The organism is Amycolatopsis sp. NPDC003865 (assembly GCF_053605345.1).
Genome location: NZ_JBSGJA010000003.1, coordinates 295847 through 313880, shown reverse-complemented (window position 1 = coordinate 313880; position 18034 = coordinate 295847). Strand labels below are relative to the sequence as shown.

At 68.4% G+C, this 18034-nt stretch carries 17 protein-coding genes; 8 read left to right on the top strand and 9 right to left on the bottom strand.

From position 1 onward, the window contains the following. Positions 1-250: 250 nt before the first annotated feature. The 3 genes from ACWEVP_RS10135 (at position 251) to ACWEVP_RS10125 (ending at position 3663) form a co-directional block, all read left to right on the top strand. Positions 251-2176 (top strand): 2-oxoacid:acceptor oxidoreductase subunit alpha, encoded by a 1926-nt coding sequence (locus ACWEVP_RS10135; RefSeq protein ID WP_452062247.1) that lies wholly within the window; start codon positions 251-253, stop codon positions 2174-2176. Further along, positions 2173-3237, top strand: a complete 1065-nt coding sequence (locus tag ACWEVP_RS10130; RefSeq protein WP_452062246.1) for a 2-oxoacid:ferredoxin oxidoreductase subunit beta — start codon at positions 2173-2175, stop codon at positions 3235-3237. Before ACWEVP_RS10135 ends, ACWEVP_RS10130 begins: the two co-directional genes overlap by 4 nt. A 96-nt stretch (positions 3238-3333) precedes the next feature. Beyond that, positions 3334-3663 (top strand): VOC family protein, encoded by a 330-nt coding sequence (locus tag ACWEVP_RS10125; protein WP_452062245.1) that lies wholly within the window; start codon positions 3334-3336, stop codon positions 3661-3663. Positions 3664-3665: 2 nt separating this feature from the next. On the opposite strand, the gene ACWEVP_RS10120 is transcribed toward ACWEVP_RS10125, so the two are convergent. Both ACWEVP_RS10120 and ACWEVP_RS10115 read right to left on the bottom strand, forming a co-directional pair. After that, a complete protein-coding gene (locus tag ACWEVP_RS10120) occupies positions 3666-4880 on the bottom strand; it encodes a sunset domain-containing protein (protein WP_452062244.1) in 1215 nt (404 codons plus the stop codon). Between the two features lie 17 nt (positions 4881-4897). Beyond that, complete coding sequence (locus tag ACWEVP_RS10115) at positions 4898-5950, bottom strand: polyprenyl synthetase family protein (RefSeq protein ID WP_452062475.1); 1053 nt, start codon at positions 5948-5950, stop codon at positions 4898-4900. A gap of 238 nt (positions 5951-6188) precedes the next feature. On the opposite strand from ACWEVP_RS10115, the gene ACWEVP_RS10110 reads away from it, so the two are divergent. From ACWEVP_RS10110 to ACWEVP_RS10090, 5 genes are all read left to right on the top strand, one after another. After that, positions 6189-6845, top strand: a complete 657-nt coding sequence (locus tag ACWEVP_RS10110; protein ID WP_452062243.1) for a hypothetical protein — start codon at positions 6189-6191, stop codon at positions 6843-6845. 144 nt (positions 6846-6989) lie between these two features. Beyond that, positions 6990-7415, top strand: coding sequence for a hypothetical protein (locus ACWEVP_RS10105; protein WP_452062242.1), 426 nt, complete (start codon positions 6990-6992; stop codon positions 7413-7415). Then, complete coding sequence (locus ACWEVP_RS10100; protein ID WP_452062241.1) at positions 7415-8035, top strand: DUF3558 domain-containing protein; 621 nt, start codon at positions 7415-7417, stop codon at positions 8033-8035. Before ACWEVP_RS10105 ends, ACWEVP_RS10100 begins: the two co-directional genes overlap by 1 nt. A gap of 17 nt (positions 8036-8052) precedes the next feature. Next, complete coding sequence (locus ACWEVP_RS10095; protein ID WP_452062240.1) at positions 8053-9291, top strand: PPE domain-containing protein; 1239 nt, start codon at positions 8053-8055, stop codon at positions 9289-9291. Next, positions 9288-9959, top strand: a complete 672-nt coding sequence (locus tag ACWEVP_RS10090; RefSeq protein WP_452062239.1) for an ESX secretion-associated protein EspG — start codon at positions 9288-9290, stop codon at positions 9957-9959. The genes ACWEVP_RS10095 and ACWEVP_RS10090 overlap by 4 nt, the downstream gene beginning before the upstream one ends. Before the next feature lie 30 nt (positions 9960-9989). On the opposite strand, the gene nuoN is transcribed toward ACWEVP_RS10090, so the two are convergent. Genes nuoN through nuoH form a run of 7 tightly spaced genes read right to left on the bottom strand, consistent with a single transcriptional unit; the run spans position 9990 to position 18034 of the window. Then, positions 9990-11558: an NADH-quinone oxidoreductase subunit NuoN gene (nuoN, locus tag ACWEVP_RS10085; protein ID WP_452062238.1), complete on the bottom strand. Its 1569-nt coding sequence runs from the start codon at positions 11556-11558 to the stop codon at positions 9990-9992. Positions 11559-11560: 2 nt separating this feature from the next. Beyond that, a complete protein-coding gene (locus ACWEVP_RS10080; protein WP_452062237.1) occupies positions 11561-13111 on the bottom strand; it encodes an NADH-quinone oxidoreductase subunit M in 1551 nt (516 codons plus the stop codon). Beyond that, positions 13111-15012: an NADH-quinone oxidoreductase subunit L gene (gene nuoL / locus ACWEVP_RS10075; protein ID WP_452062236.1), complete on the bottom strand. Its 1902-nt coding sequence runs from the start codon at positions 15010-15012 to the stop codon at positions 13111-13113. Before nuoL ends, ACWEVP_RS10080 begins: the two co-directional genes overlap by 1 nt. An 11-nt stretch (positions 15013-15023) precedes the next feature. Further along, complete coding sequence (gene nuoK, locus ACWEVP_RS10070; protein WP_003081840.1) at positions 15024-15323, bottom strand: NADH-quinone oxidoreductase subunit NuoK; 300 nt, start codon at positions 15321-15323, stop codon at positions 15024-15026. Next, positions 15320-16186: an NADH-quinone oxidoreductase subunit J gene (locus tag ACWEVP_RS10065; protein WP_452062235.1), complete on the bottom strand. Its 867-nt coding sequence runs from the start codon at positions 16184-16186 to the stop codon at positions 15320-15322. The genes nuoK and ACWEVP_RS10065 overlap by 4 nt, the downstream gene beginning before the upstream one ends. Further along, the gene (gene nuoI / locus ACWEVP_RS10060) at positions 16183-16707 is read right to left on the bottom strand and encodes an NADH-quinone oxidoreductase subunit NuoI (protein WP_003081846.1); all 525 of its coding nucleotides are present in this window, start codon (positions 16705-16707) and stop codon (positions 16183-16185) included. The genes ACWEVP_RS10065 and nuoI overlap by 4 nt, the downstream gene beginning before the upstream one ends. Beyond that, positions 16694-18034: an NADH-quinone oxidoreductase subunit NuoH gene (gene nuoH / locus ACWEVP_RS10055; protein WP_452062234.1), complete on the bottom strand. Its 1341-nt coding sequence runs from the start codon at positions 18032-18034 to the stop codon at positions 16694-16696. Before nuoH ends, nuoI begins: the two co-directional genes overlap by 14 nt.

Here is an 18034-nt window from a genome sequence, read left to right as displayed (position 1 = left end):
GACCCCTGAGTCCGAGACCCGCATCACAACGAAGACTGGGGTCTACCCGTTACCATCGGTCACAGGTATTTGTCGGACCAGCACAGAAGAAGCGTCAGCGCAGTATTGAGGTCGTTCGGGACCCCGGGACTCTAGGAACATCGTTGTCGAGCGCGAGCTAACCTCGTGATAGGGCCTGGTGATCCGCGTGTCACGACACCGGGCAGGTGTCCGATGGCCGCAACGTCGGGAGAGAGGGAATCCCTGACCCATGAGCACGAGTGCGAACGGCAACGGCGCTGGTCACGGCTCGCTCGCCGCGACCAGGCCGACCGAGGTCAGCAAGCTCGACCGGGTCGTGATCCGGTTCGCGGGCGACTCGGGTGACGGCATGCAGCTGACCGGTGACCGGTTCACGTCCGAGGCCGCCGCGTTCGGCAACGACCTGTCGACGATGCCGAACTTCCCCGCCGAGATCCGCGCGCCGCAGGGCACCATTCCCGGCGTCTCGAGCTTCCAGGTGCACTTCGCCGACTACGACATCCTCACGCCGGGCGACCGGCCGGACGTGCTGGTGGCGATGAACCCGGCCGCGCTCAAGGCGAACCTGGGCGACGTCCCGCACGGTGGGACGATCATCCTGAACACCGACGACTTCATCAAGCGGAACCTGACCAAGGTCGGCTACGCGAACGACCCGCTCGACGACGACACGCTCGCGGCCTACCAGGTCCACCGGGTCGCCATGTCGACGCTGACGCAGGGCGCGCTGGCCGACACCGGCCTCGGCAAGAAGGACGCCGAGCGCTGCAAGAACATGTTCGCGCTCGGCCTGCTGTCCTGGATGTACCACCGGCCCACCGAGGGCACCGAGCAGTTCCTGCGCGAGAAGTTCGCGAAGAAGCCGGACATCGCCGAGGCGAACATCCTGGCCTTCCGGGCGGGCTGGAACTACGGCGAGACCACCGAGTCGTTCGCGACGACGTTCGAGGTCGCCCCGGCCAAGCTGGCCCAGGGCACCTACCGGCAGATCACCGGCAACACCGCGCTCGCCTACGGGATCGTGGCCGCCGGGCAGCGCTCCGGCCTGCAGATCCTGCTCGGCACGTACCCGATCACGCCGGCGTCGGACATCCTCCACGAGCTGTCCAAGCACAAGAACTTCGGCATCATCACGTTCCAGGCCGAGGACGAGATCGCCGGCATCGGCGCCGCGCTCGGCGCGTCCTACGGTGGCGCGCTCGGCGTCACCTCGACGTCCGGCCCCGGTGTGGCGCTGAAGTCCGAAGCCGTCGGCCTCGGCGTGATGGTCGAGCTGCCGCTGGTCGTCATCGACGTCCAGCGCGGCGGCCCGTCGACCGGCCTGCCGACCAAGACCGAGCAGGCCGACCTCCTGCAGGCGATGTTCGGCCGCAACGGCGAGTCGCCGGTCCCGATCGTCGCGCCGCTGTCCCCCGCGGACTGCTTCGACGCGGCCGTCGAGGCCACCCGCATCGCGCTGAAGTACCGCACGCCGGTGCTGCTGCTCTCGGACGGCGCGATCGCGAACGGCTCCGAGCCGTGGCTGATCCCGGACGTCGAGACGCTGCCCGACCTGCGCGTCGAGTTCGCGTCCGAGCCGAACGCGGACAACGACTCCGGCGAGTTCTGGCCGTACGTCCGCGACCCCGAGACCCTCGCCCGCGCCTGGGCGATCCCGGGCACGCCGGGGCTGCAGCACCGCATCGGCGGGCTGGAGAAGGCCGACAAGACCGGTCACATCTCCTACGACCCCGCCAACCACGACAAGATGGTCCGGCTGCGGCAGGCCAAGATCGACGGCATCGACGTCCCGAACGTCGTGGTCGACGACCCGTCCGGCGGCAAGGCGCGCGTGCTGGCGCTGGGCTGGGGCTCGTCCTACGGCCCGATCGGGGCCGCGTGCCGCCGGGTGCGCAAGCTCGGGATGCCGATCGCGCAGGCGCACCTGCGTCACCTGAACCCGTTCCCGGCCAACCTCGGCGACATCCTGCGCAGCTACGACAAGGTCGTGGTGCCGGAGATGAACCTCGGCCAGCTTTCCCTGCTGCTGCGGGCGAAGTACCTCGTGGACGTCCACAGCCACACCAAGGTCGCGGGCATGGCGTTCAAGGCCGAAGAGCTGCAGGACCTGTTCGCGGAGATCATCACCAGCGTTACTACGGAGGCGGCGAAGTGACCGCAATCGACATCGGGCTCCCGACCATCGGTGGCCTGGACCTTGTGCCCACCACCGACGAGCCGCAGAAGGCCAAGGACTACAAGTCGGACCAGGAAGTCCGCTGGTGCCCCGGCTGCGGCGACTACGTCGTGCTGAACGCGGTCCAGTCGTTCCTGCCGACGCTCGGCCTCAAGCGCGAGAACATCGTCTTCATCTCGGGCATCGGCTGCTCGTCGCGCTTCCCGTACTACCTCAACACCTACGGCATGCACTCGATCCACGGCCGCGCGCCGTCGATCGCGACCGGCCTCGCCACCACGCGGGAGGACCTGTCGGTGTGGGTCGTCACCGGTGACGGCGACGCGCTGTCCATCGGCGGCAACCACCTGATCCACGCGCTGCGCCGCAACGTCAACATCAAGATCCTGCTGTTCAACAACCGGATCTACGGCCTGACCAAGGGCCAGTACTCCCCGACGTCGGGCCAGGGCATGGTCACCAAGTCGACGCCGATGGGGTCGGTGGACACGCCGTTCAACCCGCTCTCGCTGGCGATCGGCGCCGAGGCGTCGTTCGTGGGCCGGGCGCTGGACTCCGACCGCAAGGGCCTCACCGAGGTCCTCGAGGCCGCGGCGAAGCACCGTGGGTCGGCGCTGGTCGAGATCTACCAGAACTGCCCGATCTTCAACGACGGCGCGTTCGACGTCCTCAAGGACGCCGACGAGGCCGCCACCCGGCTGATCCCGCTGCGCGCCGGCGAGCCGATCCGCTTCGGCCCGAACCAGGAGTTCGGCGTCAAGCGCGGCGACTGGGGCGGCCTGGACGTCGCGAAGGTCGCCGACATCGGCGAGGACAACGTCGTGGTGCACGACCCGTCGATCGCCGACACGTCGTACGCGTTCGCGTTGTCGCGCCTGGGCGACCAGAACCTGAACCACGTCCCGACGGGCATCCTCCGCCAGGTCGAGCGCCCGACGTACGACGACGGCGCCCGCGCCCAGGTCGCGCAGGCCCGCGAGGCCCGCACGCCGGACCTGCAGGCCCTGCTGCGCGGCAAGGACACCTGGACGGTCGCGTAGTTTCCGTCTCGCCGAAGGCCGCCACGCTCCCCCGCGTGGCGGCCTTCGCCGTTCGGGGGCTTGCCTGATTGGGACACGTGTCCTAAGTTTTGGGTCATGCGACCTTTCGTGTTCTTCGACGTCCGGACGTCCGATGTGGACGGCACCAAGCGGTTCTTCGGCGAGCTGCTGGGCTGGGAGTCCAACGGGCCACTCTTCACCGCGGACGGCGCACCCTGGGGCGGCCTGACCGAGCTGCCGCCCGGAGACGACCGAGCGCCGCAGTGGCTGCCCTACGCGCCGGTGTCCGATGTGGACGCGGCGGCGGCGAAAGCCGTGGAGCTGGGCGGAAAGGTCGTCCGCGAGCGCACGGACCTGCCCTTCGGCTCCCTGGTGGTGGTCACCGACCCCGGCGGCGCGGCCATCGTCCTGTTCCAGGGCGCCTGACGTCAGCTGAGCGGGCGGAACCCGACCCGCTCGGCGTCCTCGGCGGTCCGGAACCACACTTCGGCCACCATCTTCGGAAACTGCGCCGAGTCTTCAGTGCAGTACCGCAGCGCCGTCACGCTGGCCTTGACCTCGAACGCGTCGCTCGGCCGCCCGCCACCGGGGCGCGGCATCGCCGAGCCGGGGCCGAACGGGCCGGGCGGGACGGCGTCGCCCGCCGCCTGCCGTGCGGGCGGCGGTTCCGGCGCCGCGACGGCCGCCTGGTTCGGCTGCACCGACGGCTCGAACAGCGAACCGCTGTGGGCACCGGCCAGGTCGGCCTCGCGCCGCTCGACCGTGCGCATCGACGGCTGGATCGGCTGCGGCGTCTCGAACCCGCCGCGCAGCGCTTCGCGCGGCTGCCGCTTGGGCAGCACCTGCGTCGCTTCGGCGGGGGTCTCCGGCGGCACGTCCAGGTCGCCGTTCGCCGCGTCATCGCCGCCGAACGCGTACTGCGGCGTCTCCTCGGCCTCTTCGGGCGCTTCGCCGCCGACCGAACCGAGGTAGCGCGTGCGCTCCATCGGCTCCTCGAACGCCGACCGCTCGGAGGGGGCGTTGTCGTCGTCGAACCAGTCCGGCGCCGCCTGGTCCTCCGCCGGGGTCTGGAACAGCGAACCGGCGGCGGGCTCCGGGTCGAGCTGCTGCTCGAGCCGCGAAAGCGCCGGCGTCGCGGGCTCGGGCTCGTCCTCCGGCGTCAGGTACTCGGTCGCGGCGGCGCGGTACGGGTCTTCGGGCTCCGGCTGGGCGACCGGCGGCAGGAACTGGGTCTCCGCCGCCCGGTCTTCCGGTTCCGCCGCCGGCCGGAAGGCCTCGTCGGGGTCGTGCGTCCCCGGCGGCACCTGGGCGTCCAGCTCGGCGAAGTCCGCGTCGATGTCGTCGTGGACGTCGTCGCGGTTGAACGGCGCCGCGGCGACCAGCGTGCCGGGGTAGGAGGTCTCCTCCCGCGCCGGCACCGGCTCGGGCCGCGGCTCCGGACGGCTGTACACCTCGGTGCCCGGCGCGGCCAGCCCGGCGGCGTTCGCGGGCGTGCGCGCGGCGTCGGCGTGCGCCTGCGCCAGCGAGCTCTCCAGCTTGCGGACGTTCTTGCGGAGCGGCAGCACCAGCACCAGCCAGGTGAGCAGCACGCCGACGAAGAACGCCGCGAGACTCCACAGCCATACCTGTCCGAAAATGGACATCTCTTTCCTGCCCCTGTTTAGTGCGTGCGCGCGACCAGGTAGTCGGCGACCGACTCGCAGGCGTCCCGGGCGGGTGACGCCGGCAACGCGGCGAGCTCGGCTCGCGCGCGCTGAGCGTAGTCGGAAAGGGTGACGCGTGCGCGTTCGAGTCCGCTACTGGCCCGCAGCAGCTCCAGCGCCTCCCGCACGAGCGCGTCGTCGGCGATCGGGCCGGACAGCAGCTCGACCAGCCGGGGGTCGGTGTCCGGGTCGGCCAGCGCGTACAGCATCGGCAGCGTCCGGACGCCTTCCCGCAGGTCGGTGCCCTGCGCCTTGCCGAGCTCGTCGGACGGCGAGGCGATGTCGATGATGTCGTCGGAGATCTGGAACGCGGTCCCGATGATGTCGCCGAAGCGGCGCAGCGCCTGGATGTGCTCCTCGGCGGCGCCGGACATCATGCCGCCGAAGCGGCCGGACGTGGCGATCAGCGAGCCGGTCTTCTGGGCGATCACGGTGAGGTAGTGCGCGACGGCGTCGTCACCCGGTCCGGGGCCCACGGTCTCGCGCATCTGGCCGGTGACCAGCTCGCCGAAGGTCTCGGCGATGATCCGCGCAGCGTCCGTGCCCAGGTCGGCGACCAGGCGCGAGGCGTGCGCGAAGAGGAAGTCGCCGGTGAGGATGGCGATGGTGTTGTCCCACCGCGCGTTGACGCTCTCGGCGCCGCGGCGCATGTCGGCCTCGTCCATGACGTCGTCGTGGTAGAGCGTGGCGAGGTGCACCAGCTCGACCGCGGCGGCGGCGATCACGACGTGGTCGTCCTGCTTCGGGCCGAACTGCGCGGACAGCAGCGTGAAGAGCGGGCGAAAACGTTTGCCCCCCGCCTCGACCAGGTGCAACGCGGCGTCGTTGACGGCCTGGACGTCGCTGCGGACGACGTCGCGCAGCAGCTTCTCGACGTCGGCCAGCCCGGACGCGATCGAGCGCAGCAGGGTCTCGTCGGCGATCTGCAGGCCGACGGACGCGCGCAGGTCCTCGAGGGCGCCACCCGGCGCAGCGGGGAGGGATCCCGCCCCGGGGGCTGGGGAAGGCACAGACACGTCGGCTCCGCTCTACTCGTGCACCGGTCGGGTTATGCCTTGAGCGTAGTGGCTACCCCGCGCGGTCGTTTACCCGCTGTCCAGCGGAAACGGTGATGAACACGACACCCCCGCCCCCGCCACCGACGGGTGGTTCGCGATCCACGAAGGGGTGATCGCCGTTTTCGGGCGCAACGGACGTCTCCGGCGGGCGGATATTGCCCTCAGGGAGATCACTCAAGGAGGACTCGCAATGCGCAACACGATCGCTCGGCGGGGCGGGCTCGCCGGAACACTGCTAGTAGCCGTGCTGTGCGCGGGCGTCACACCGGCGAACGCCGAGCCGCAGCCGGGGGTGGCGAACATCGGCTCGGCATCGTTCACGAAGGCGGGTTCGACGATCACGGTGCCGACGCAGGGCCACTGTTCGGTGGACGGCCCGACGAGCGCGACGGCCCAGGTGGTGACGAAGACGGGCATCACGTTCGGCGGCGGAACGTCGTCGTGCACGACGACGGTGACGGACCCGAACACGGACGCGACCACGACGACGTCGACGGCAACGGGCAAGAACTTCGAGCTGTCGGCCTTGGTGAGCGCGGGCGGCCCGCGCGTCAAGCTGTCGACGTTCACGGTGAAGTGCGTGGCGACCCAGACGCAGACGAACGCGAATTGGAGCTACGGAGGGATGTCGGGCATCCCGAACCCGCCGAGCCCGGTGCCGGTGGGGTACGTGTCGCAGCTGAAGAAGTCGAACGGAACGGTGCTAGCGAACGCGGTGTTCAACATCCAGAACCTCCCGGGCGACGGAAGCATCGGGTTGACGATGTTGAGGATCGACTTCCTGCCGGCTTCGGGGATCAGCGGGCAGGTGGTTTTGGGCCACACCTCCTGCTCACCGACGCCATAGGTGGTCCGGGGGCCGCGGCCGGGTTGGTGCGTGCCGCGGCCCTCGTTCGTTCGGCTTTTCGGAGGCGGGAACCCTGGTAGTGTGCTGGCCGTCGGATACGCAGGGTGCAGGGGTTGAAGCACACTGCAAGCTAGGGGAGAGCTGATGACGACGGGGCCGGTTTACGACCCACACGGCACACGGCGGGCACCGTTGAAGCCGGTGACTCGGCATGCGGGGTCTTATGGGGGTTCGTCCGGGGCAGGTGCCGGCGGGGCTGGGTTCGAGTACGACGAGACCACGCTGCACGAGCTGGTGCGTGAGTGGCGGGACCTTGCAGGTGAGTTTCGCATCGACGCGGCACAAGCGGAAACACTTGCTCGCGCACAAGGACCCGGCCTGGAGTACGCGAGCACGGGTAACGCCGAACTGGTCCGCGCTTCAGGCAATGCCCTGACCGACACCTTGCGGCAGCGGGCGAAATACTGCGACGAGATGGCTGACAAGTTCGTCGCCGCACTAGGCAAGTACGCGAATGCCGAAGAGACTCACGCCATCGAGATCGGCAAAACCACGAAAGGCAACCTCTAGTGCGCCGCGTTCTGCTCTTGGCATGCGTTGGGTCGCTGCTTCTCTCCGCATGCTCGTCGGAGACACCCGGTACAGCGTCCCCGGTGAACGCGCCGAGCTCGTCCGAAGCCTCGAGTACGGGGCAAGAAGTACCTGGCCCGGGTGTGCCACCGGTCGAAAACCCGATTGATACCGCACGGTCAGCCTCAGAGCCCTGTTTCGTGTTGACCGAGTCGCAGATCAACGATCTGTTCGGTGGCCCAGTTACACCCAAACCTGATCTCAAAGCCCCTGCAGGCCCAACCTGCACTTGGGATCCGGCAGACGGTTCTGGCGCCAGTGTGAACATCATCTTTGCGACTGTCGACAACCTTGGGCTGACGGGTGTCTACCGCGCGCGAGGAACCAATTACAAGCTGTTTGAGCCGCTGGAGCCGATCGAGGATTACCCGGCGGTCATCTTCGGTACATCGGATCGCAGGCCTGAAGGAATGTGCTCGCTGGCCATCGGTACGAGTGATCATTCCACGGTCGATCTGACAGTTACACAGTCTCGCGGAAACGTCGGCAAGAGCGACCCCTGCCAAGCGGCCAAGTCTGTTGCCTCCAAAGTGGTCGTATCGCTGAAGGGGAACAAATAATGGCTACCGAAGGTCCATTGACTGCAGCCCAGATCTACGAACAGATCACCGGCGGCGAAGGCATCGGCTCCTTGTCGGATGCCGAAGTCAGTGCGAGGAACTTGACCACTCGGATGGTTGAACGGGCTCAGCGGATCAGTGCCCTCCGTGCCAAGACCCTCTCCGGCTGGAAGGGTGGCGCCGGGGAGGCGGCCGCTGATGCCACCCTCCCCCTTGTTCAAGCCGCCGCTGATGATGCTGTTCATCTCAAGACCGCTCAAACTGCCGTTGGCTCTCAAATGGATGCCTTCGGGACCGCCAAGAACTCCGTCAAGCCCGTTGCCCCTCAGCCTCCCGAACTCACCGCTCAAGACATTCTTCACGTCTTCACCGGGGACGGCACTGGCTCCTACGCCACCAAGGTCGCCACCTGGCAGGCTGACAGCCAAGCCAATATCGAAGCCTTCGGCGCCTATCACTCCGCCAGCAGTACCAACGGTGGTCAGATGCCTGCCCACTACGCCCAGCTCGGCGACTCCGGTGCCCCCGTCTCCATGAGGACTGCCGGGGATGGGACGCAAAGCAAGACCAACACCGTCGGACCCACTGATACCGGTGAGTGGGCCAGGAACACCAACCAGCCTCAGGTTCCCGCGCAGCAGAACCGGCAGAACGTCCAACCTGGACAACGGCAAGTTCAACACCAGAACCCCAGCCAGCAAGCCGGCAACACCACAACCACAACCACCAACACCGACACCACGCACGCCAACAGCTACGTCCCCCAGCCCGTCATGCCTCCCGTCGCTCAGGGTGGCTACCAGTTCGGCCCCACCGGGCAGCCCGTCAGCAACCTCGGCGACAACTACTCCTTCGGGCCCGGCGGAAGCAGCTACACCGGCGGGTTCGGCCCCGGGACCGGCGGCTACGGCAGCAACACCGGCACCGGATACCGGCCAGGCATCGGAATGGGAACGGGACCCGGCACAGGACCAGGGACAGGGCCAACGCCAGGCACACGCGGCCCAGGGGCGAACACCGGCGCCCGGCTCCCCGAAGAACGGCTCCCCGGCACCCCCGCCACCCGCGGCGCCGCCGGTCCTCGGGGTGCCAACGGCATGCCCATGGGCACCCCCCTCAACAGCCGCGGCAAAGAAGAAGACCGGGAAAAGAAAAAGGCCCCCTACCTGCAAAACCCCGACCCCGACGAAACCTTCGGCGGTTTCATCGAAAAGCCCATGCCGCCGGTGATCGGCGAGAACCGGCCCAAGAAGTGATCGACGCCGACCTCTCCCTCACCGCCCTGCTCGCCGCCATGCGCAACGTCGGCTGTGGCGACCCGCACCCCGTTCTCGCCGGTGGGCTCAGGTACGTCCCGCCCTCTGCGAAAACCCGGGAAGATCGCGCCGTCTTCGAAGAACTCAGCGAATACGGCTTCACGCAAGGCGACGGCTACACCCCCGAATTCGAAGACGTCCTCCACCGCCTCGGCAATCCCCGCTTCCACGCCTACGCCCGCGACGACACCGGGCAGATCGGCATTCTCTCCACCAACGGCGTGCTCGTGGTCTGCCGGGGCGATCGCGTGACACTCCGAAGCCACGACACCCATCCCGCCGACGCCCTCGTGGCTCATCTGCCCCCGTACCCGGCGGCGAACATCAAGCCCTTCACCCTGTCCCAAGAGGACTTCAAAGGCCCCCAGGACGTCAGCGACGTCTTCGACGACGCCCCGGCGCGCAGCCGGGAAGCCGAGGAACTCGACGCCCTCTTCCGGCGACCTCACGAAGGACTCGGGCAGCTCTACGCCGGCACCACCACCGTCAGCTACCTCGACCTCGACGAAGGGCGTGTCGGGTTGGCGCTCACCGATGGCTACATCAGCGTCGTGCCCGGGGATCGACGGCAACTCAGCCACAAACTGAAGGCCGCCACCCCCCAATAGAACCAGGGGGTGGCGGCCTTCAGAACGAAATCAGGAAGCGAAACCGCCCGCTCCGGCCCAGCCCAGTGCGAACGCCGGGACCAGGCCCAGCACCAGCGTCACCGCCGTGCCGAGGAAGATCGCCGTTCCCGTGCCGAAGCCCGGGACCGATACCGAGGGCCCGTCCGCCGCCGGCTCGGAGAAGTACATCAGCACGATCACCCGCAGGTAGAAGAACGCCGCCACCGCGCTGAACACCAGCGCCACGACCACCAGCGGGGCCATTCCGTCCGACAGCGCCGCCGAGAACACCACGAACTTGCCGACAAAACCCGATGTCAACGGGATCCCGGCCAAGGCCAAGAGCAAGAACGTGAAGACCCCGGCCAGCAACGGCGAACGCTTGGCCAGACCGGCCCACGCCGACAGGTGCGTTGCCTCGCCGGAGGAATCGCGGACCAGGCTGATCACGCCGAACGCCGCCAGCGTCGTGAAACCGTACGCCAGCAAGTAGAACAGCGTGCTCGACAACCCGTCGCGAGTCATCGCGATCGCGCCCACCAGCAGGAAGCCCGCGTGCGCGATCGACGAGTACGCCACCATGCGCTTGACGTCCGTCTGCGTCAGGCCCAGCACCGCGCCGATCACCATCGAAATGATCGCCACGCCCCAGAGCACTCCGCGCCACTCCCACGACGTCGACGAGAACGCGACCGACAGCACGCGCAGGATCCCGCCGAACGCCGCGACCTTCGTGCACGCCGCCATGAACGCCGTCACCGGTGTCGGCGCGCCCTGGTACACGTCCGGGGTCCACGTGTGGAACGGGCCGACCGAACCCTTGAAGAGGAGCCCGACCACCAGCAGGCCGAGCCCGGCGAACAGCAGCGTGTCCGACCGGTCCGACCCCGCCGCCGCGGCCGCGATGTCCGCCAGCTTCACCGAGTTCGCGTAGCCGTACAGCAGCGCCAGCCCGTACAGGAAGAACGCCGACGAGAACGCGCCCAGCAGGAAGTACTTCACCGCCGCTTCCTGGGACAACAACCGCCGCCGCCGCGCGAGGCCGCACATCAGGTACAGCGGCAGCGACAGCACTTCCAGCGCGATGAACATCGTCAGCAGGTCGTTCGCCGCGCAGAACGCCATCATGCCGCCGAGCGCGAACAGCGTCAGCGGGAACACCTCGGTCTGCATGACCGTCGCCGTCTGGGCGCGGTCCTGGACCGTGCCCGGGCGGATGCCGGCCTGCGCCACCAGCGCGCCGCCCGGCTCGACCACGCGGTCCGAGATCAGCAGCACCGCGCCGACGGCCAGGGCGAGCAGCGTGCCCCAGAGGAACAGCGCCGGCTTGTCGATCGAGATCGCGCCGCTGAACGTCTTGACGCCGCCCGCGGGCGCGCTGCCCGTCGCGTAGATGATCAGGCTGACGCCCGCCGCGACGATCGCCGCCAGGCTCAGCCCCACCTGGAGGCTGAACCGCGAGCGCTTCGAAGCGAACGCCTCGACCAGCACGCTCACGCACGCCGCGCCGAAGACGATCAGCACCGGCAGCACGGCCGGGTAGTCGACCGACGGCACCTGCACCGGCTCCGGCGCCTGGGTCAGGAGGATGTCGAGCACGGTTACTTGCCTCCCTGGACCGCGGACAGCGTCTGCTGCACCGTCGGGGTGACTGTGTCGAGCACCGGCTTCGGGTAGAAGCCGAGGACGAGGACCAGCACGACCAGCGGCGCCAGGATCGCGATCTCGCGGCCGTTCAGGTCCGTGATGGCCTTCTTGGCGCCCAGTTCCGGTGCCATGGCGGTACCGGGACCGCCGCCGACGCCGATCAGGGCGTCACCGCGGACCGGACCCTGCATGACCCGCTGGTAGAGCCACAGGACGTACGCCGCGGCGAGGACCATGCCCACCGTGGCGAGGATCGTGTAGACCGGCTGGTCCACATAGGACCCGATGAGCACCAGGAACTCCGAGACGAACGAGTTGGTGCCCGGCAGCGAAAGCGTCGAGAGACCGGCGAGGAGGAACAAGCCCGCCAGCAGCGGGGTCACCTTCGCCATGCCACCGTAGTCCGAGATCTTCGAAGACCCGCCGCGCGCGATCACCAGGCCGATCACCACGATCAGCATGCCGGTCGCGATGCTGTGGTTGAGCATGTACGTCGCCGAGCCGACCATCGCCTGCTCGTTGAACGCGAAGATGCCCAGCGAGATGAACCCGAAGTGCGCGATGGACACGTAGGCGATGAACCGCTTCATGTCCCGCTGCCCCGCCGCCAGGATCGAGCCGTAGAGGACACCGATCACCGAGAGCACCAGCACCAGCGGCGCCAGGGTCTTGCTCGCGTCCGGGAACATCGGCAGGCAGTAGCGCAGGAACCCGAACGTGCCGACCTTGTCCAGCACGCCGACCAGCAGGACGGCGACGCCGATCGGCGCCTCCCCCGCCGCGTCCGGCAGCCAGGTGTGGAACGGCACCAGCGGCGCCTTGATGGCGAAGGCCAGGAAGAACCCGAGGAACAGCCAGATCTGCGTGGACAGCGGCGCGTCGCGCACCACCGTCACCAGCGTGGCCCAGTCGAACGTGCCCTTGCCGAGCTTGTCCGACGCCAGCGAGTACGCCCCGATCGCCGACGCCAGCATGATCAGGCCGCCGAGGAACGAGTACAGGAAGAACTTCACCGCCGCGTACTGCCGGTTCGCGCCGCCGTAGCCGCCGATCAGGAAGTACATCGGGATCAGCATGATCTCGAACAGCACGTAGAACAGGAAGACGTCGGTCGCGGCGAACACGCCGATCGTGAGCGCTTCCTGCAGCAGGATCAGCGAGAGGAACCCGCCCGCGCTGCGGCCCGGCGGCAGCTTGTCCAGCGTGCCGAGCCCGCCGACGACGATCGGCACCAGCAGCGCGATCACCGCGATCATGATCAGCGCGATGCCGTCGGTGCCGAACGCGATGTGCACGCCGAACGTCGGGATCCAGTCGAAGCTCGACGTCATCTGCAGCCGGGGACCGGACGCGGAGTAGCTGAGCCAGAACGGGATCACCAGCAGGAACTCGAGGATCGAGAACCCGAGCGCGGCCAGCACCGCGGCGCGGTCGTTCCCCTTCAGGAACGCCAGCACCAGGGAGCCGGCGAGCGGCACCAGGATGAGGATGAGCAACCAGGTCATCAGGAGAACCTCACCAGCAGGAGAGCCGCCAGAAGCAGGAACGTGCCGCCCAGCATCGACAGCGCGTAGGACCGGACGAACCCGGTCTGCAGCCGCCTCAGCCGGCCGGAGCCGCCGCCGAGGCCGGCGGCGAGGCCGTTGACCGCGCCGTCGACGCCGCGGTTGTCGACGTACACCAGCGCCCGCGAGAGCCAGGTGCCCGGGCGGGCGACCAGCGTCTCGTTGAGGGCGTTGCCGTAGAGGTCCTTGCGGGCCGCGCGGGTGACGAACGAGACCCGCTGCGGCTGCTCGACCGGGATGTCACGGCGGAAGATCAGGTACGCGATCAGCACGCCCAGCACGGAGAACACGATCGCGGCGACCGAGATCACCCAGGCGTCGAACGGCGCGTGGTGCGCTTCCTCCAGCTCGCCGACCGACGGGGTCAGCCAGTGGGCGAAGCGGTCGCCGAGGGCGAAGAACGCGCCGGCCCCGACCGAGCCGACCGCCAGGATCGCCATCGGGATCCACATGACCGGCTTGGCCTCGTGCGGGTGGAAGTCGTGGCCGTCGGCGGACTTGAGGTCCTTCCAGCGTTCCTTGCCGAAGAACGTCATCATCATCAGGCGCGTCATGTAGAACGCGGTGAGCCCGGCGCCGAGCAGCGCCGCGCCGCCCATCACCCAGCCGCGCCAGCCGCCCTGGCCGAACGCCGCTTCGATGATCGCGTCCTTGGTGAAGAAGCCCGACAGCGGCGGGATGCCGATCAGGGCCAGGTAGCCGAGGCCGAAGGTGATGAAGGTGATCGGCAGGTGCTTGCGCAGGCCGCCGAACTTCCGCATGTCGACCTCGTCGTTCATGGCGTGCATGACCGACCCGGCCCCGAGGAACAGCCCGGCCTTGAAGAAGCCGTGCGCGACCAGGTGCATGATGCCCAGCGCGTACGCGATCGGCCCGAGGCCGACGGCCAGCATCATGTAGCCGATCTGGCTGACCGTCGAGTAGGCGAGGACCTTCTTGATGTCGTCGTACGCGCAGCCGATGATGCACCCGAGCAGCAGCGTCACCGTGCCGACCAGCGTGACGATCAGCCGGCCGTCCTCGGTGGCGTTGAAGATGTCCTTGGAGCGGGCCACCAGGTAGACACCCGCGGTGACCATCGTTGCCGCGTGGATCAGGGCCGACACCGGGGTCGGGCCCTCCATCGCGTCCGGGAGCCACGCCTGCAGCGGGAACTGGCCGGACTTACCGCAGGCACCCAGCAGGAGCAGGATCGCCATCGCGGTGATCGCGCCCGGCGAGAACTTGCCGTCACCGACCGCCTGGAAGACCTGCGCGTAGCCGGTCGAGCCCGCGTACTTGAACATGATGAAGATGGCCAGTGCGAGCCCGACGTCACCGACGCGGTTCATCAGGAACGCCTTCTTCGCCGCGGTCGCGGCGGACGGGCGGCCCTGGTACCAGCCGATCAGCAGGTAGGACGCGAGACCCACGCCCTCCCAGCCGAGGTAGAGCGTCACGAAGCTGTTGCCCAGCACCAGGACCAGCATCGAGGCGACGAAGAGGTTGAGGTAGGCGAAGAAGCGGTACCGGCCCTCGTCGTCGGCCATGTAGCCGATCGAGTAGTAGTGGATCAGCATGCCGACGCCGGTGATGAGCAGCACGAACGTCAGCGACAGCGCGTCGATCCGCAGCCCGAAGTCCACCTGCAGCTGGCCGACCGGGATCCACGAGTACACCTTGGTGTCCACAGTGGACGACGTGTCGGCCGTGAAGAACAGGATCAGCCCGTAGACGAAGGCGAGGGTGACGGTGGCACAGCCGAGCAGATGCCCCCAGGCCTTCGCGCGCTTCCCTGCCAGCAGGAGGATCAGGGCGCCGAGGCCAGGAAGGGCCACCAGCAGCCACGATGATGCGGTCACTCGGAGGTCTCCTAGTACTTCAGCAGGTTGGTGTCGTCGACCGAGGCCGAGCGCCGGGTGCGGAAGATGGCCATGATGATCGCCAGGCCGACCACGACCTCGGCGGCCGCGACGACCATGACGAAGAACGCCATGATCTGGCCGTCGAGCCCGCCGTTGATCCGGGCGAAGGTGACCAGCGACAGGTTCACGGCGTTGAGCATCAACTCGATGCACATGAACACGACGATCGCGTTGCGCCGCACCAGCACGCCGACCGCGCCGAGCGCGAACAGCAGCGCCGACAGCAGCAGGTAGTACGTGGGGGTCATGCCTTCTCCCCTTCCGAAGCGTCCGTGCTTTCGGAGCCGACCAGCGCGTGCGCGTCGGGGTGCGGGGTGTCGTCCGCGACGAGCTTGCGTTCCTTCGCCAGTTCGATCGCCGAGGTGGACTCGATGATCGCCGACAGCGACTCCGGGGCGACCGAGCCGTCCGGCAGCAGCGCCGGCGTCGCCACCGAGTTGGCGGTGGCGAAGACACCCGGGCCGGGCAGCGGCGACGGCCGGTCGTGCTCGCCGCGGAAGCGCAGCAGCACCAGTTCCTTCTGCGACAGCTTCCCGCCCTTGGCGTGCCGGTCGGTGAAGGCCAGCACCATCGCGCCGATCGCGGCGGTGATGAGCAGTGCCGAGGTCAGCTCGAACGGGAAGAGGTAGTCGGTGAAGATCAGCTTGCCGAGCCCCTTGGGCCCGCCGCCCGCCGGTGTCGCCGAGTCGAGCGGGGTCGCCGGGGTGACGTTCTCCATCGCGCGGTAGATGCCGGTGGCCAGCAGCGCGGCCATCCCGATGCCGAGCACGGTGGCGGCGAGCCGCTGGCCGCGCAGGACTTCGACGACCGAGTCCGAGCTCTCCCGGCCGACCAGCATCAGCACGAACAGGAACAGCATCATGATCGCGCCGGTGTAGACGATGATCTGCGTGAAGCCGAGGAACGGCGCCGACTGGATCATGTACAGCGCGCCCAGGCTCAGCATCGTCAGCACCAGCCACAGCGCCGAGTGCACGGCGTTGCGGGAGAAGATCATGCCGAGCGCGCCGAGCAGCGAAAGCGGGCCGAGGATCCAGAACGCGACAGCCTCACCGGTGGTGACACCGGCGGCGGCCCCGGTCGGGGCCTGGGCCAGGAGGGCGGCGATCACTTGACGCCCTCCCCGCGAGCCAGTTCGGGGCCGTTCACGTAGTAGTCCTGCTCGTTCTCGCCGAGCCGCATCGGGTGCGGCGGCTGCTCCATGCCGGGCAGCAGCGGGGCGAGCAGGTCTTCCTTCGTGTAGATCAGCCGCTGGCGGTCGTCGTCGGCCAGCTCGTAGAAGTTGATCATCGTCAGCGACCGCGTCGGGCACGCCTCGATGCAGAGGCCGCAGCCGATGCAGCGCAGGTAGTTGATCTGGTAGTCCGCGCCGTACCGCTCGCCCGGCGAGTACCGGGCCTCCTCGGTGTTGTCACCGCCCTCGACGAAGATGGCGTCCGCCGGGCACGCCCACGCGCACAGCTCGCAGCCGACGCACTTCTCGAGGCCGTCCGGGTGGCGGTTCAGCTGGTGGCGCCCGTGGTACCGCGGGGCGGCGGGCGCGCCGGCCTCGGGGTACTCCTCGGTGGCGACCTTCTTGAACATCATCCCGAAGGTGACGCCGAAGCCCTTGACGGGATCAAGAAACCCCATCTTGCGCTCCTTCCTTTGCGGTACCGACGGCCGCCGGCTTGCGGCGGGCCGCCTTCGCCTCGGCCTTGGCCAAAGCCTTCTGACGCGGGGTGGTCTGCGGGACCTTGAGGTCCAGCGGCGGGACCGGGAAACCGCCACCGGTCACCGGCACGGTCTCGCTCTCCTCTTCGCGGCCCGCCGCGCGGACGTAGAAGAACAGGGCGACGACGATGAAGATGGCGACCGCGGCGATGATGATGGACGCGGTGTTCCAGGCGATGACCTTCGCGAAGGTCACCATGATGATCCACACGAGGTTCAGCGGGACCAGGACCTTCCAGCCCAGGCGCATGAACTGGTCGTAGCGCAGGCGGGGCAGCGTGCCGCGCAGCCAGATGAACCCGAAGAGCAGGATGAACATCTTCGCGAAGAACCACAGCACCGGCCACCAGCCGGTGTTGAGGACGTTGTTCCCGATCAGCGACAGCGGCCACGGGGCCATCCAGCCGCCGAGGAACAGCGTGGTCGCGAACGCCGAGACGATCACCATGTTGACGTACTCGGCGAGGAAGAACATCGCGAACTTCATCGAGCTGTACTCGGTGTGGAAGCCGCCGACCAGCTCCGACTCGGCCTCGGGGAGGTCGAACGGGGCGCGGTTGGTCTCGCCGACCATCGAGATCAGGTAGATCACGAAGCTCGGGACCAGGTAGAGGAACCACACCTTGTGCTGCGCGCCGACGATGTCGGCCAGGTTCAGCGACCCGGCCTGCAGGATCACCGCGACGATCGACAGACCCATCGCGATCTCGTAGGAGATCACCTGCGCCGCGCTGCGCATGCCGCCGAGCAATGGGTACGGCGAGCCGGACGACCAGCCCGCGAGCACGATGCCGTAGACGCCGATCGAGGAGCAGGCCAGGATCACCAGCGCGCTGACCGGCAGGTCGAGCAGCTGCAGCACGGTCCGCTCGCCGAAGATCGACACGACCGGCCCGAACGGGATGGCCGACAGCGCGATCAGCGACGGCACCACGCACATGACCGGGGCGAGGAAGTACACCTTGCGGTCGGCGGTGTCCGGGATGATCTGTTCCTTGAACGGCAGCTTGATCGCGTCCGCGAGGGATTGCAGGTAGCCGCCGGGGCCGACCCGGTTGGGGCCGGGCCGGTTCTGCATCCGGCCGACCGCCTTGCGCTCCCAGACGATCAGGAAGATCGTCATGATCGGCCCGATCAGCAGGATGACCACGCACTTGAGCAGGATCAGCCACAACGGGTCGTCCGCCAGGAGCGCCGCCCGGGTGGCCGCGTCCGGGACACTGCCCACGGCGGCTTCGGTCACCAT

Excerpts from the sequence above, each read along its gene's own strand:
- ACWEVP_RS10135 (WP_452062247.1), top strand. The coding sequence starts at position 251 with ATGAGCACGAGTGCGAACGGCAACGGCGCTGGTCACGGCTCGCTCGCC.
- ACWEVP_RS10125 (WP_452062245.1), top strand. The coding sequence starts at position 3,334 with ATGCGACCTTTCGTGTTCTTCGACGTCCGGACGTCCGATGTGGACGGC.
- ACWEVP_RS10120 (WP_452062244.1), bottom strand. The coding sequence starts at position 4,880 with ATGTCCATTTTCGGACAGGTATGGCTGTGGAGTCTCGCGGCGTTCTTC.
- ACWEVP_RS10110 (WP_452062243.1), top strand. The coding sequence starts at position 6,189 with ATGCGCAACACGATCGCTCGGCGGGGCGGGCTCGCCGGAACACTGCTA.
- ACWEVP_RS10105 (WP_452062242.1), top strand. The coding sequence starts at position 6,990 with ATGACGACGGGGCCGGTTTACGACCCACACGGCACACGGCGGGCACCG.
- ACWEVP_RS10080 (WP_452062237.1), bottom strand. The coding sequence starts at position 13,111 with ATGACCTGGTTGCTCATCCTCATCCTGGTGCCGCTCGCCGGCTCCCTG.
- nuoK (WP_003081840.1), bottom strand. The coding sequence starts at position 15,323 with ATGACCCCCACGTACTACCTGCTGCTGTCGGCGCTGCTGTTCGCGCTC.
- nuoI (WP_003081846.1), bottom strand. The coding sequence starts at position 16,707 with ATGGGGTTTCTTGATCCCGTCAAGGGCTTCGGCGTCACCTTCGGGATG.
- nuoH (WP_452062234.1), bottom strand. The coding sequence starts at position 18,034 with ATGGTGACCGAAGCCGCCGTGGGCAGTGTCCCGGACGCGGCCACCCGG.